Source organism: Mesorhizobium sp. M7A.F.Ca.MR.245.00.0.0 (genome assembly GCF_003997415.1).
Lineage (GTDB): Bacteria > Pseudomonadota > Alphaproteobacteria > Rhizobiales > Rhizobiaceae > Mesorhizobium.
The window spans coordinates 19,962-34,594 of record NZ_RZTE01000054.1 but is presented as its reverse complement, the minus strand read 5'-3'; the positions used below and the strand labels follow the sequence as shown (position 1 = coordinate 34,594).

Genomic DNA, 14,633 nt, shown 5'->3' with positions numbered 1-14,633 from the left:
GGCGTATATAGTCGCCACCAACGACAACTGTCAACACACATCGACAATGTTTTTGAAGTTTTTGCGACAGAAATTTCGGACCCGATCTGCCGATAGCCGACTGCCCCAGGGGAACGCTGGCAATACCGATTGGACGGCCAGGACGAAGCCCTATTGCCGCCGCATTGCCGTTCGACACCAAAGCCAACGAAAGTGGGCGCCGCCGACGGAGCAGCGCCTCTCTTACGAGCCCTCTATATAGGAGTGTGCGATGGGCCTTGCAGAGAAGGTACACCGCCCCGTCTGGTAGAGCGCTCTATAAGAGAAGTGCTTGGGGGCAATTCGTTCGGAGCCTGGCGCTTCGTTGACTTCACCTGCCATGACAGGCAAATGTCACGGCCACAACAAAAGCGACAAGCCGTTCCGCCCGGGGAAGAAGCAGCCTTTCTGGATGCCAGACACGGAAGATGTCATAGCCGAACTCGGCAACGAGCCGCCGCTTATCGCGGATGGCCGCAGCGGCCCGCCCGACCGGCGCGAGGTTTCTGCACGCTGGCTGTCGGGAACATTTCTCACTGGCGTCACCTCAAGCGTGCTGATGGGCGTGGCGCTGTTCGCCGCCCTTGACGGCCGCCAGCAACTGGCCACCCCACCCGAGATCGCCGAGTTGATCAGCCTTGCCGGCAACGGGGATTCCGGCGAAGTCGCCAAGACCACCAGGCTGGTGGCGCCGCGTCAGATCGCAAAGGCCAAGGACCGTCGCCGCATGGAGGTGTCGATGGTCACCAAGGTCGGCGACCGCGACGTCATCCACACCATGCCTTTCGTCCAGATCAAGATGGCCCTTGCCGCCGGCCACACCACCAGCCGCGCCTACCCACCCTTCGACCCGATGCAGGTGTTCGGCGACGACAGCGACGACAATGCCCAGCCGGCGACGGCCTCTGCCGCTTCCGGCCAGATCTACGGCGCCAAGGTCGAAAGCGAGATGAGCCTGAAGACCGTCGATTTTCCGATCGAAACAGCTTCCTTCGACGAAAAGAGCGACCTCTCTGCCGACGAGGTGGAAAAAGTGGTGCGCGAAGCCGGCACCGACCTCAGCGACGGCGCCGTGCAGGTCGCTTCACTGCACTATGTCGACCCGCAGCGATTCGGCGAAGCTTTTGCCGAGAGCATGGCGGGCTCCTACGACGTCAAGATCGTGCCGGAAAATGTCTCGGTGGCGCCCCGTGCCACTGTTGACGACCAGGCGCCGGCTTTCGCCGAGGAAATCATCCCCTTCACCAAGGATCTCGACGTCACCGAGGCTTTTGCCAATTCGGGCTACACGGGTGAAGATGCCACCGGAATGGCCGAAGCTATCGCCAAGTTGCTCAACGCAACAGCGCTCAAAGCTGGAACCGTGCTGCGTGTCGGCCTCGAGGTTCACGGCGATGCCGCCAAGGTCGTGCGCACCAGCGTCTATGACCGGACCCAGCACATCGTCACCATCGCGCTCAACGATCGCGGCCAGTATGTGCCGGCGCAGGAACCGGATCCGAACCCCGAATTGCTGACGGCCTTCGATGATTCGTCGGCGCCCGTGGTGGTGCGCGGCAACCTGCCCAACGTCTATGACGGCATCTACCGCGCCGCCTATTCCTACGGCATGTCCAAGGCGATGACGCAGCGGTTGATCAAGTTGCTGGCGTCCGACGTCGACTTCCAATCCCGCCTCAGCCCCGCCGACCGCATCGAAGTCCTGTTCTCGCAGCCCGACGGTGACGACCAGACCTCGGACAGCTCCGAGCTTCTTTACGTCTCGGCGACGTTCGGCGGCCAGACCCGCAACTTCTACCGCTTCCAGATGCAGGACGGCGGCACCGATTATTTTGATGAGGACGGCTCGAGCGCCGAGCAGTTCCTGTTGCGCAATCCCCTGCCCGCCGGGAAATTCCGCTCCGGTTTCGGCGCCCGCAGGCATCCGATCCTCGGCTATGTCCGCATGCACACCGGCGTCGATTGGTCCGCCCCGATCGGCACGCCGATCATCGCCGCCGGCAACGGCACGGTCGAGAAGGTCGGCTGGGCCGGCGGCTACGGCAAGCAGATCATCATCCGCCATGCCAATGGCTATGAGACATCATACAATCACCAGAGCGCCTTTGCCAAAGGCATCGAACCGGGCGTGCACGTCCGCCAGGGCCAGACCATCGGCTTCCTCGGCCAGACCGGCCTCGCCACCGGCCCGCATCTTCACTACGAACTGATCGTCAACGGCACCAAGGTTGATCCGATGCGTGTCCGCCTGCCGGTCGGCAAGGTGCTGAAGGGCGATGACCTCGTCGCCTTCAAGCGCGAGCGCGAGCGCATCGACGAACTGCTGAAGCAGGAAGACAGCGATTCGCTGAAGGTTGCGAGCGCCAAGATCGACGGTTGACCCGCTTCAGCCTTGCCGATCTTCGGCCTGTCGCGGCCATGGCAATCGCTCACCGGGAATGGTCGTCCAGGCGATGACAGCCGCAGTCAGGCAAAGCAGCGCGGTCACCGAAGAAACCGCGGCAAAAGCGGCATCGCTGGCGGCGAGCCTCGCCGCATCGATGGCCGGCGCAAGCCCGGCTGGCGCCGGTTCACCAAATCCTGGGATGGCGGACGTTGCGCTCGCGTCCAGCGCATTCGCGTAAACCCATGCGGCAAGCGAGCCCATCGCCGCCACCGCGATCAGACCGCCGATGCGTGAGACGGCATTGTTGATGCCGGAGGCGGCCCCCGTGTCCTTGTCTTCCACCGCCGTCATGATCGCGGTCGACAAAGGCGACACGACCAGAGCCATGCCGAGCCCCATCAGCCCCATCAGCGGGAATATTCCGGTCCAGAAATTGTGGGTACCGGCGTAGGTGAGCAAGGCCAGCCCGGCAAATGCGAAAGCGACGACCAAGCTGCCGCAGGCGATCGGAAAACGGGGTCCGATCCGGTCCGACAGCTTGCCGACCGGTCCCGACAAAAGCGCGATCAATGCCGACAAGGGCAGGAAGATGAAGCCGACCTCGGCCGTGCTCAGCTCCCAGCCGGCGATCAGCAGCATCGGCAGATAGAAAAGGTTGGCCGATAGCGCAAAATAGAGGAAGAATGTCGCCACATTGGCGCCGGCGAAAGCACCGACACGAAACAGGCTGAGGTCGATCATCGGCTCGCGCTGCCGAAGCTCGAAGACGATGAAGACAGCCAGCAATACAACGCCTGCGGCAATGCTCGGCCCTGCCATGAGGCCCTCGCCGCTGGCGCTCATCGAGGTCAGCCCATAGGCAAGCGCGCCGAAGGCCAATGTCGCGAGCGCTGCACCACCGAGATCCAGGCTGCGTTTCTCCGTCGGCGTATCGGCAGGAACCTTGGCCAGCAGAAGCCAGATCGAGATCAAGCCCAGCGGCAGGTTGATGGCGAAGATCGCCCGCCAGATGCCGTCGCCGAAGGCCGACAGCACGAAACCGCCGAACACCGGGCCAAGTGCCGTGGTCAGCGCTGAAGCCGCCGCCCAGATCCCAATCGCGCGGCCGCGTTCTTTCTTCGGGTAGGCCTTGGCGATGATGGCGAGGCTGCCGGGCACCATGATTGCCGCACCGATGCCCTGCAACGCGCGAAATGCGATCAGCACAATGGCATTCGGCGCCAGCGCACAGGCCAGCGAAGCGACGATGAACAGCGCAATGCCGGACACGAAGGCGCGGCGCAGACCGAATCGGTCGCCGGCGGCACCCCCGGCCAGGATCAGCGCCGACAGCGTCAATGCATAGGCATTGGAAATCCACTGCGCCTCGGCAAGGCTGGCGCCGAGGTTGACGCGAATCGCCGGTGTGGCGATGGCCAGGATCGAGCCGTCTATGAAGCCAAGCGCCGAGGCCAGAATTGCCGCGATCAGCACAAATCGCCGCTGCGACTGCGGACAAAACGTTCCATGCGTGACCGGGCTGGTCAGCGGGACCGCGGCAGCTTTGCTCGGTGAATGCATGAAACCTTGCTTAAACCCCCAGCGCCCCGCCAACAACCGGCCAGTGGCTTGCAGTCATTGAAACCAGCCGTTTGGCCAGGGTTGCACCCTGACAGGGTGCAAATGGCACAGTCATGCCAGCCCGTTACGTGCAGCCGGCGGGGATTTCGATGAGGCGACCGCTTGAAAGCTCGGCTTCATCCTGATCATGCAGGTGGTCTATGCCGCCGCACTTCCCAGTTCACTGCTGCGCAAGGTTATCGGCTGAAGGTCCGCCGACAAACTCCACCGTGACGCCCGGCGAAACCAGCTTGGCCAACTCCCGCGCATCCCAGTTGGTCAGGCGTACGCAGCCATGGCTTTCGGTTTTGCCGATCTTCGACGGATCCGGCGTGCCGTGGATGCCATAGGTCGGCTTGTCCAGGGCGATCCAGACCGAGCCGACGGGACCGTTCGGCCCAGGCGGAATGGTCAGGACCTTGTCGTTCTGGCCCTGCTTGAAATTGATGCTGGGATTGTAGGTGTAGTTCGGATCGAGCGCGACGCGCGACACCGTGTGAATGCCGGAGGGTGACGGCGTGTCCGAAGAGCCGATGGTTGCGGGATAGGCCGCGACCAGCCTGCCGCCGGCATCATAGGCGAAAACCTCTTTCTTGTCCTTGTCGGCGACGATGCGGGCCACCGGCGTCGAAACCAGTTTGCCGAAATTGGCGACCTTGATGGTCGTGCCGGGACGATTGAAATCGACGTCCGGGTTGAGCGCTTTGAGATAATTCTCATCCATGTGGAAGCGCTCTGCGAGCGCCTCGGTCACCGACGTATAACCCATGCGATCGAGTTGCGCCTTCTGGCTGTAGTCTTCCGGGATCGACGCGACATAGGGACCGGCCGCATCCTCCGCTGTGATCGTGTAGTTGGCGAAGGCATCGCCGCCGGATTGCGCAAGTGCCGCCTGGATGGCGACCGCGTCGGTCGATCGCAGATTGGCGCCGGTGATCTGGTTGTAGGCAGCGAGCGCCTTGTCGACATTCGAACCGAAACGCCCGTCGATGACGCCAGGCGAAGCGCCACCCCGGTCGAGCAGCACCTGAAGGGCGGCGACATCCTGGCGCGCTCCCAGCGACAGTGCCGGGGCAACAGTGGTCTTGCCGCCAGCCTCTGGTGGCAGAGCCGCCTGATCGGCTGACGTCGCCGGCTGGGCAGGGTCTATCGAGGCCTCGTTCAGCGGCTGGCGCTTGATGGTGCCCGGCTTCGCCGGCTGCGGCGCGTCGGGATAATTGTCGTCGTAGCTGCCATCGTCCTGCGGTGCGGGAGGATAGGCTTCGACGGAATTGTCCCCATAGGGATCGTACTCGTCCGCCGGCGGCGGGATAACGCGGCCTTCCTCTTCCAACTGCTGGCGGCGGAACCGCGCCATGTCTTCCGGATCGTCGAGATAGTAACGGTCGTCGCCCTCGGGGGCGCGGCCCAGTTCGCGCAGTCGTGTCTCGCGGCGCAAGGCGCGGCGGTCCAGCCGGGTCTGCGGCGGCTGGATGGCGATGACCTTGCCGGTATCGGCATCGACGATCACGCGGTTGCCCCTGGCGTCGTAGTAGATGTCGAGATTGCCGTCCTGGGCGATAAGGATGCCACCGGTATCGGCGGCACGGACAATCGGTGGTGCGCTGTCCTGCGTCGGGGCTGCGATTGCATTGGCAGACAAAAGCCCGCCGGCAAGTACCGAAAGGGTGAAGATCGTACGCAGCATAGTGGCGAAACTCTCCGGTCCGTAATTGCCGCCGCCCGGCATTGTTCTCTGGCGAAGCCCCTCGTCAGCAAACCAGTTACCCACCATATGGTTCCAACATGAACCGGGCATGAAGATGGCGGGTTTCCAGCGCCTCGAGGAATATAGACTAGCTTGCGGCAAGTCCCAATTCCTTGCGCGCCTGTCTGGTCAGTTTCAGGGCTACAAGGCGATGGCTCTCGCGCAGATAATCCTTCAGCGCGGCATCATCCATGCTCTGGCTTGTCCGACGCTGGATCCATGTCATACCGCGCGAGGCAAGATAGGGCGCGGGCCGCAGGCCCGGCTGCTCCTTGAGCACATCATAGGCGATATCGGAACATTTGAAGGTGACGAAGAGCTGCTGGCCCTGATCCCAGCCGCCAACCGCGAAGACCTTGTTTCCGACCTTCCAGACATGGGCGCCGCCCCATTGGACAACGTGGTTCGTCGCGGGCAGCGAGGTGCAGAAGCCGTTGTAGTCGTCCAGCGTCATCCCGCCCCCTTTTTTTGCGCACGCCGCCCAAAAGTGGCCCCGGTTTTGGGAAAACGACATGCATATGACAAAGACCTAAAACGCCGCGCGTCCGGGAAGGACGCGCGGCGTAGGATCAGGCTGCCACTTCCGCCGCGACGATCGCCGGCTTCGAGCGGAAGTTCAGCCGGTCGGAACCCGCTGTCACCTTGACGGTCGAGCCGTCGAGGATGTCGCCGAGCAGGATCTTCTCCGCCAGCGGGTCCTGCAATTCCTTCTGCATCACCCGCTTCAGCGGCCGCGCGCCATAGGCCGGATCGTAGCCCTTGGCCGCCAGCCAGTCGACCGCCTCCTGGTCCAGCGACAGCGTGATCTTGCGGTCGACAAGCAGGCTCTCCAGCCGCTTGAGCTGGATCTCGACGATGCGGCCCATATCCTGCCGGCGCAGCCGGTGGAACAGGATCACCTCGTCGACGCGATTGAGGAACTCCGGCCGGAACGACGCCCTGACGACACCCATCACCTCGTCGCGAACCAGATCGACGTCCTGATCCTCGGTGAGATTGACGAGATATTCGGCGCCCAGGTTCGACGTCATGATGATCAGCGTGTTGCGGAAGTCCACCGTGCGGCCCTGCCCATCGGTTAGGCGGCCGTCATCGAGCACCTGCAACAGCACGTTGAACACATCGGGATGCGCCTTCTCGATTTCGTCGAACAGCACGACCTGATAGGGCCGGCGCCGCACCGCTTCGGTCAACGCGCCGCCTTCCTCATAGCCGACATAGCCGGGAGGTGCGCCGATCAGCCGGGCGACCGAGTGCTTTTCCATGAACTCCGACATGTCGATGCGCACCATCGCGCCCTCGTCGTCGAACAGGAAGCTTGCCAGCGCCTTGGTCAGTTCGGTCTTGCCGACGCCCGTCGGCCCGAGGAACATGAACGAGCCGATCGGCCGGTTCGGGTCCTGCAGGCCCGCGCGAGCGCGCCGCACCGCTTTGGAAACAGCCTGCACCGCCTCGCCCTGGCCGACGACACGCTTGCCGATCTCGTCTTCCATGCGCAGCAGCTTGTCGCGCTCGCCCTGCAGCATCTTGTCGACCGGAATGCCGGTCCAGCGCGAGACGATATGGGCCACGTGATCCGGCGTGACCACCTCTTCGACCATGCCAGCCTTGCCGTCCTGGGTTTCGGCCTCCTTCAGCTTCTTTTCCAGTTCCGGGATCTTGCCATAGGCAAGCTCGCCGGCGCGCTGGAATTCACCCTTGCGCTGCGCAATGGCGAGCTCGTTGCGCGCCTCGTCAAGCTGCTTCTTCAGATCGGCGGCCAGCCCGAGCTTCTGCTTCTCGGCCTGCCATTTGGCGGTGATCTCGGTCGATTCCTCCTCGAGGCCGACGAGTTCCTTTTCCAGGCGGGCAAGCCGATCCTTCGAGGCGTCGTCCGTCTCGACCTTGAGCGCCTCGCGTTCGATCTTGAGCTGCATGATGCGGCGATCGATCTCGTCCAGCGCCTCGGGCTTGGAATCGACCTGCATGCGCAGCCGCGATGCGGCTTCGTCGACCAGATCGATCGCCTTGTCCGGCAGGAAGCGATCGGCGATGTAGCGGTTGGACAGCGTCGCCGCCGCCACCAGCGCCGAATCCGAAATGCGCACCTTGTGGTGCTGCTCGTACTTCTCCTTCAGGCCGCGCAGGATCGAGACGGTGTCTTCCACCGTCGGCTCGTCGACGAACACCGGCTGGAAGCGGCGGGCAAGCGCTGCATCCTTCTCGACATGCTTGCGATACTCATCGAGCGTGGTGGCGCCGACGCAGTGCAGCTCGCCGCGCGCCAGCGCCGGCTTCAGAAGGTTCGACGCATCCATGGCGCCATCCGCCTTGCCGGCACCGACCAGGGTGTGCATCTCATCGATGAACAGGATGATGTTGCCGCTGGCCGAGGTGACTTCGGAGAGCACGGCCTTCAGCCGCTCCTCGAACTCGCCGCGATATTTGGCGCCGGCAATCAGCGCGCCCATGTCGAGCGCCATCAATTGCTTATCCTTCAGCGATTCCGGCACGTCGCCATTGACGATGCGCAGCGCCAGGCCTTCGGCGATCGCCGTCTTGCCGACGCCCGGTTCGCCGATCAGCACCGGATTGTTCTTGGTGCGGCGCGACAGCACCTGAATGGTGCGGCGGATCTCGTCGTCACGGCCGATCACGGGGTCCAGCTTGCCGGCACGGGCATCCGCAGTCAGGTCGCGCGCGTATTTCTTCAGCGCGTCGTAGCCCTGTTCGGCACTCGCCGAATCGGCGGTGCGGCCCTTGCGGACGTCATTGATGACCTGGTTGAGCGCCTGCGGGGTGACGCCGGCCTTGGCCAGTATGTCGGCGGTCTTGGCCGACTTCTCCATGGCCAGCGCCTGCAAGAGCCGCTCCACCGTGACAAAGCTGTCGCCGGCTTTCTTGGCCAGTTCCTCGGCGGTCGAAAACACTTTTGCCAGCGGCTGGGCCAGATAGAGCTGGCCATTGCCGCCCTCGACCTTGGGCATCGCTTCGAGCGCCGTCTCGACGCCAAGCTTGACGTCGCGAACGTTGCCGCCGGCGCGTTCGATCAGCGACGCGGCCAGGCCCTCATCGTCGTCGACGAGCACTTTCAGGATATGCTCAGGGGTGAATTGCTGATGGTTGCGGGAAAGCGCCATAGTCTGCGCGGACTGGATAAAACCGCGCACGCGCTCTGAGTATTTCTCAAGGTTCATATCTGTCTCCTTCCATCACCGGCCCGCTTTGCGGCACCGGATCCGATTGCGGTGACGGACCCGCCCATTCGAGCCGGGTCCAGTTGAGGCTGATATGGTGCACAAGCTCCGAACCCTCAAGACGTCTCGATATCGGCAACTTCATAATATTGCACGGCCGCGCAAACGAAAACGGCGGAGATTTCTCTCCGCCGTTCAATGCCTTGAAATGCCGTTCGATCAGTTGTCGATATCGACATTGACCGGTTGGGCGTTGCCGCTGTCGACCGGGGCCGCAGCCGCCTCGCCGGCGTTGGCCACGGAATTGGCATTGTCACTACCGCCATCAACCTGATCGGCGTTGACGCGCGGGCGGCGCGGCCGCCTCGGACGACGGGCAGCACCGCTTTCGGCGGCCGCCTCGTTGAGTTCGGCCTGGGCCGCAAGGCCTGCCGGCGAAAGATTCTCGAACGACGGAGCCGGTTCGGCCGCAGCAACGGATTCGGTCGGCGCGGCGGCTTCGGCCTCGCTCGGAGCCTCGTTGCGCTGGGGCTGGCCAGCTTGCTCGGCGGACGATGCATAGTCGCGCTGGCCGTTCTGGCCGTAACCGCCATTGGGGCGACGATCGCGATGGCGCCCGCCATTGTTGTCGCGGCCACCATTGTTGCGCCCGCCATTATTATCACGGGCCTCGCGGCCACCTTCCCGGTTGAGCGCAACCTCGGCCGGCGTCCCTTCGATGACCGGCTGCGGGCCGGCGCCATGGTTGATCACCGGGATCTGGGCATCGGAAACAGTGTTGCTGTTGTTGCCGCCATTGTCGAAATCGTCGCGATCCTCGTCGCCGTCATCGTCGAAATCATCGCGATTCTGCTGTGCGTTCTGGATCGGCATCTGCGCCTGTGCGGCCGCGATGATGCGATTGTAATGCTCGGCGTGCTGGAGATAGTTCTCCGCCATGACCCGGTCGCCGGAGCTGTGAGAATCGCGGGCAAGGGTGGCGTACTTTTCGGCGATCTGCTGAGCCGAACCGCGGATCTTCACATCCGGGCCATTGCTCTCGTAGTTGCGCGTCAGGGGATTAGGCCCCTTGCGGTTGTTGTTGTTATTGTTGTTGTTATTGTTACCACCGCCGCCGCCATTATTATTGCGACCGCGCATGCGCCTGTTCTGCTGTTGTGGCCTCATCAAACTCTCTTCATTTTGAAATTTTCGAAAAACTCTTCACGAACGGAGGCGCTCATGCAGCCAGCCGTTTCGTCTCTTCACCGGCGTTCGCCCGCATCGATTGCGTTGGCGCCACGTGCCATCCTGTTCCGGTTACATCACTTGCCGGACGATTCCCGCACGAAGCTTGGGCATCGTTTGCGCAAGAAGGCAGCTATTTCCAAGGAAAACCGAATCGCTAAGAGCACTGCCTGCTTCGTCTCATCCGGTTAAGGCGACCCTAGCCGCATTCCCCGGCATTGCCAAGCGCTTTTTTGCACTGCGTCAAGGCTTTATCCTTTCAAAGACAATAACCCTGTCGTTTCCGCCGAGGTCACGAAAAGCACCGCCCGACACGTAGCCGGCTGCAGCGAATATCTCGCAGACCTCGTTGCGTTGCGTATGGCCGATCTCGACCGCAATCCTGCCTTCAGTTTCCAAAAACCTTGCCGCTTCCGCAGCGATGGTTCTGTAGGGGTTCAGACCGTCCGCGCCGCCATCCAGGGCGAGGCGCGAGTCGAAATTGCGGACTTCGTCCTGCAGATTTCCAATGTCTTCGGTGGTTATATAGGGAGGGTTTGCGGCGATTACATGGTACCGGCCGAAAACTTTTTCGAACCAGTCCGACTGCAGCGCCGTGAACCGGTCTGCAAGACCCAGTTTCCCGGCATTACTGGCCGCCGTCGCCAGCGCACCTGCGGACAGATCGACGCCCGTGGCGTTAGCCGTCGGCACGACGCTGAGCAGCGCCAGCGCAATGGCGCCGGTGCCGGTGCCAAGATCGAGGATGCGACACCTGCCTTCCCGCGCCGCAACTGCCTTGACGAAGGGCAATATCGCCTCGACCAGCGTTTCGGTATCCGGCCGCGGCTCCAGCGTTTCCGGCGACAGCGACAGGCGCAAACCGTAGAATTCACGATAGCCGAGGATGCGATGCACCGGTTCGCCGCCAGCGCGGCGTCTCAGGGCGGCATCGATTTCGGCAACAATGCCGGCGCCGAGCCTGCGTTCAGGGTCCGCAATGGCTTGCGTGCGCGTCGTGCCCGAAAAATGCTCGACGATCAGCCGCGCATCGAGCGCCGGGTCGTCGACAGTGGTGCCAAGCCGGGCCCGCGCTTCCCGCAGCAGCGGGCCGAGTGCGTCGGGCAGGTCAGTCATCGATGCCGATGTCGGCGAGCAATTTCGACTGGTGATCGGCAATCAGCGCGTTGATGATCTCGTCGAGTTCGCCCATCATCACCCGGTCGAGCTTGTAGAGCGTCAAATTGATGCGATGGTCGGTGACGCGGCCTTGCGGGAAATTATAGGTTCGGATGCGCTCCGAGCGGTCACCGGAACCGACCTGCGACTTGCGCGATTCGGAACGCTCCTCGTCGGCCTTGCCGCGCTCCAGATCATAGAGCCGGGCACGCAGGATCTGCATGGCCTTGGCGCGGTTCTGATGCTGCGATTTCTCCGCCTGCACGACCATGATGCCAGTCGGCAGATGGGTGATGCGGACGGCCGAATCGGTGGTGTTGACGTGCTGGCCGCCCGAACCCGAGGCGCGCATCGTGTCGATGCGGATGTCTTCGGCCCTGATGTCGATGTCGACCTCTTCGGCTTCGGGCAGCACCGCGACGGTTGCGGCCGAGGTGTGAATGCGCCCGCTGGCCTCCGTTGCCGGCACACGCTGCACGCGGTGCACGCCGGATTCGAATTTCAGATGCGCAAAGACGCCTTTGCCCGACACGGTGGCGATGATTTCCTTGAAGCCGCCGGCGTCGCCATCGCTGGCCGAGGCGGTTTCGAAACGCCAGCCGCGTTCGGCGGCGTAGCGCTCATACATGCGAAACAGGTCGCCGGCGAACAGCGCGGCCTCGTCACCGCCGGTGCCGGCGCGGATTTCGAGAATGGCGTTCTTGTCGTCGGCGGCATCCCTGGGCAACAGCAGGATCTGGATATCCTTCTGCAACGCCTCGATGCGCTCCTCGATCTCCGGCAGCTCGGCCTCGGCGAGCGCCCGCATCTCGGCATCGGTGCCCTTGTCGGCAAGCATGGCTTCCAGATCGGCCTGTTCACGCTCGGCCAGGCGCAGTGCCCTGACCTTGGCGACCATATCCTGGATTTCGGCATATTCGGACGCCATGCGCACATAGGCATCCGGCGCCGGACCAGCCGACATCTGCGCTTCGAGCATCTCGAAACGCTTGACGACTTGATCCATACGATCGCGGGGCAAATTGACCATGATGAGGCTGCTACAATGGGATCGAACGGTCGTCGGCAAAGGCCTGCAGCAGCGCCCGCATCGGCAAGCCCTGTGCCGGAGCCATCAGATTGTCGTCGAAAAACGCCTTCAACTCGTCCAGCGGCAGTTCCGTCAGCATCGCCTTGACCGGACCGATCGAGGCCGGCGACATCGAGATCGAACGGAAACCGAGGCCGATCAGCGCCATCGCCGAGATCGGCTTGCCGGCGAGTTCGCCGCACAGCGTCACCGGCGTATTGTTGCGGACGCCGGCATCGGCGATCTGCTTGAGCACACGCAGGAACGGCGCCGACAGCGTGTCGAAGCGGTTTGCCAATTGCGTGTTGCCACGGTCGACGGCCATGACGAACTGGAACAGGTCGTTCGAACCGACCGAGACGAAATCGACCGCCTTCATCAATTCATCGAGCTGGAACAATAGCGACGGAACTTCCAACATCGCGCCCAGCTTCAGGCTGGTCGGCAAATGATGGGCAAAGCGCGACAAATGCCGCACCTCGCGATCGATGATCTCGCGTGCCTGGGCGATCTCGCCCAGCTCGGTCACCATCGGCAGCATCAGCTTCAATTCGCGGCCGCCGCTGGCCTTGAGCAAAGCGCGGATCTGGGTGCGCAACAACCCCGGCCGGTCAAGCGTCAGGCGAATCGCCCGCCAGCCAAGCGCCGGGTTCTCTTCCTGGATCGCACCCTTGAAATAGGGTAGCACCTTGTCGCCGCCAATGTCGATGGTGCGGAAAGTGACCGGCTTGCCGCGCGCCGCTTCGAGCACGTCGCGGTACAGCTTTTCCTGGGCTTCGGCCCGAGGAAATGTCGAGGCGACCATGAATTGAAGTTCGGTGCGGAACAGGCCGATACCGGCCGCACCCGCTTCGGCAAGCTGCGGCAGGTCGACGGCGAGACCGGCATTCATCAACAGGTCGACCTGGACACCGTCCCTGGTCGTCGACGGCTTCTTGCGCAGTTCGCGGTAGACCTCTTGCCGGCGCGCCCTGAAACGCACCTTTTCGGCATAGGCGGCTTCGAGATCGGGCTGCGGCCGCAAATGGATCACGCCCTCTTCGCCGTCGACGATGATGGCGTCGCCGTTTTCCGCCATGGAGACGGCGCCCTTCATCTGTCCGGCGACGGGAATGCCCATGGCGCGCGCGACAATGACGACGTGGCTGGTCGCGGCACCATCCTCGAGCACCAGCCCGCGCATCTTGTCCCTGGGATAGTCGAGCAGCTCGGCGGCCCCCATCGAACGGGCAACGATGATGGCGTCCTTCGGCAAGGATGCGGCGACATCTTCCGGCCCGCGCCCCATCAGCTGGCGCAGCAGGCGGTTGGCGAGGTCGTCGAAATCGCTCATCCGCTCGCGCAGATAGGGATCGGTCATGTGCAGCATGCGGGCGCGCATGTCGCTCTGCACCTTTTCCACCGCCGCTTCGGCCGTCAGGCCGTTGCGGATGGCCTCTTCCAGCCGCCGCACCCAGCCGCGATCGTTGGCGAACATGCGATAGGCTTCCAGCACCTGGCGATGCTCGCCTTCGAAGGCGACGTCGCGGCGCTCCAGCATGTCGTCGATGGACAGCCTGAGCGAGCTGAGTGAGGTCTCGAGCCGGCGGACCTCTTCCTCGCTGTCTTCGTTGAACAGATTGGTGACCACGATGCGCGGCTCGTGCAGCACGACATGGCCAAGCCCGACGCCCTCATTGAAGGACAGGCCGGTGAAGCTGACAGGGCGGCGCAGATCGAGTTCGAGGCCGGGCCGGGTCAGCCGCGCCAGATCGCCGGTGGCGATCATCTCGGCGATCACCATCGCCGTGGTTTCCAGCGCCTCGACCTCGTCGTCGCGATAGTGGCGCATGGTTTTGTTCTGCACCACCAGCACGCCCAGCGTGCGCCCTGCCCGCAGCACCGGCACGCCGAGGAACGAGTTGTAGATCTCTTCCCCGGTCTCCGGCAGATAGGCAAAGGCAGGGTGTTCCTGCGCATTGGACAGGTTGAGCGGCCGCGCGCTGGCGGCAATCGTGCCGACCAGGCCTTGGCCCAGCCGCAACTGCGCCAAATGGACGGCGTTCGGGTTCAGACCTTCGGTGGCGTAGAGTTCGAGCACCGAATCGGCGCGCAGCACATAGAGCGAGCAGACTTCCGCGACCATGTTGGAGGCGATGTCGCGCACGATCCGGTCAAGCCGCTCCTGCGGCTCCAGCGGCTCCTGCATGAGCTCGCGGAGCCGTTTGAGCAAAACGCGCGGGCCACTGGCCTGATCACGCATCGCGGCTTCTT

9 protein-coding genes are annotated in these 14,633 nt (G+C 63.4%); 1 reads left to right on the top strand and 8 read right to left on the bottom strand.

Going from position 1 to position 14,633, the window contains the following annotated elements; genetic code table 11:
* Nucleotides 1–430 precede the first annotated feature (430 nt).
* A complete protein-coding gene (locus EOB80_RS31340) occupies nucleotides 431–2,398 on the top strand; it encodes a M23 family metallopeptidase (protein ID WP_164748944.1) in 1,968 nt (655 codons plus the stop codon).
* Between the two features lie 6 nt (nucleotides 2,399–2,404).
* Here the strand turns inward: EOB80_RS31340 and EOB80_RS31335 are convergent, their stop codons facing one another.
* From EOB80_RS31335 to ptsP, 8 genes are all read right to left on the bottom strand, one after another.
* Nucleotides 2,405–3,964, bottom strand: a complete 1,560-nt coding sequence (locus EOB80_RS31335; protein ID WP_127331773.1) for an MFS transporter — start codon at nucleotides 3,962–3,964, stop codon at nucleotides 2,405–2,407.
* Between the two features lie 220 nt (nucleotides 3,965–4,184).
* Entirely contained in the window at nucleotides 4,185–5,690 is a 1,506-nt protein-coding gene (locus tag EOB80_RS31330; protein WP_127331775.1) for a L,D-transpeptidase family protein, read from the bottom strand.
* A 148-nt stretch (nucleotides 5,691–5,838) separates the two neighbouring features.
* The gene (locus tag EOB80_RS31325) at nucleotides 5,839–6,204 is read right to left on the bottom strand and encodes an MmcQ/YjbR family DNA-binding protein (RefSeq protein ID WP_127331771.1); all 366 of its coding nucleotides are present in this window, start codon (nucleotides 6,202–6,204) and stop codon (nucleotides 5,839–5,841) included.
* A 115-nt stretch (nucleotides 6,205–6,319) separates the two neighbouring features.
* Nucleotides 6,320–8,926, bottom strand: a complete 2,607-nt coding sequence (gene clpB, locus EOB80_RS31320) for an ATP-dependent chaperone ClpB (protein WP_127266726.1) — start codon at nucleotides 8,924–8,926, stop codon at nucleotides 6,320–6,322.
* Between the two features lie 219 nt (nucleotides 8,927–9,145).
* Nucleotides 9,146–10,093 carry a DUF4167 domain-containing protein gene (locus EOB80_RS31315; RefSeq protein WP_127331769.1) on the bottom strand — a complete coding sequence of 316 codons (948 nt, stop codon included), beginning with the start codon at nucleotides 10,091–10,093 and terminating at the stop codon, nucleotides 9,146–9,148.
* Nucleotides 10,094–10,396: 303 nt separating this feature from the next.
* Nucleotides 10,397–11,269 (bottom strand): peptide chain release factor N(5)-glutamine methyltransferase, encoded by an 873-nt coding sequence (gene prmC / locus EOB80_RS31310; protein WP_127331767.1) that lies wholly within the window; start codon nucleotides 11,267–11,269, stop codon nucleotides 10,397–10,399.
* Complete coding sequence (gene prfA / locus EOB80_RS31305) at nucleotides 11,262–12,341, bottom strand: peptide chain release factor 1 (RefSeq protein ID WP_127266723.1); 1,080 nt, start codon at nucleotides 12,339–12,341, stop codon at nucleotides 11,262–11,264. The genes prmC and prfA overlap by 8 nt, the downstream gene beginning before the upstream one ends.
* Before the next feature lie 10 nt (nucleotides 12,342–12,351).
* On the bottom strand, nucleotides 12,352–14,622 hold the full coding sequence (ptsP, locus tag EOB80_RS31300; protein WP_027038177.1) for a phosphoenolpyruvate--protein phosphotransferase: 2,271 nt from the start codon (nucleotides 14,620–14,622) through the stop codon (nucleotides 12,352–12,354).
* Nucleotides 14,623–14,633 lie beyond the last annotated feature (11 nt).

Excerpts from the sequence above, each read along its gene's own strand:
- EOB80_RS31340 (WP_164748944.1), top strand. The coding sequence starts at position 431 with ATGCCAGACACGGAAGATGTCATAGCCGAACTCGGCAACGAGCCGCCG.
- EOB80_RS31335 (WP_127331773.1), bottom strand. The coding sequence starts at position 3,964 with ATGCATTCACCGAGCAAAGCTGCCGCGGTCCCGCTGACCAGCCCGGTC.
- EOB80_RS31330 (WP_127331775.1), bottom strand. The coding sequence starts at position 5,690 with ATGCTGCGTACGATCTTCACCCTTTCGGTACTTGCCGGCGGGCTTTTG.
- EOB80_RS31325 (WP_127331771.1), bottom strand. The coding sequence starts at position 6,204 with ATGACGCTGGACGACTACAACGGCTTCTGCACCTCGCTGCCCGCGACG.
- clpB (WP_127266726.1), bottom strand. The coding sequence starts at position 8,926 with ATGAACCTTGAGAAATACTCAGAGCGCGTGCGCGGTTTTATCCAGTCC.
- EOB80_RS31315 (WP_127331769.1), bottom strand. The coding sequence starts at position 10,093 with ATGAGGCCACAACAGCAGAACAGGCGCATGCGCGGTCGCAATAATAAT.
- prmC (WP_127331767.1), bottom strand. The coding sequence starts at position 11,269 with ATGACTGACCTGCCCGACGCACTCGGCCCGCTGCTGCGGGAAGCGCGG.
- prfA (WP_127266723.1), bottom strand. The coding sequence starts at position 12,341 with ATGGTCAATTTGCCCCGCGATCGTATGGATCAAGTCGTCAAGCGTTTC.
- ptsP (WP_027038177.1), bottom strand. The coding sequence starts at position 14,622 with ATGCGTGATCAGGCCAGTGGCCCGCGCGTTTTGCTCAAACGGCTCCGC.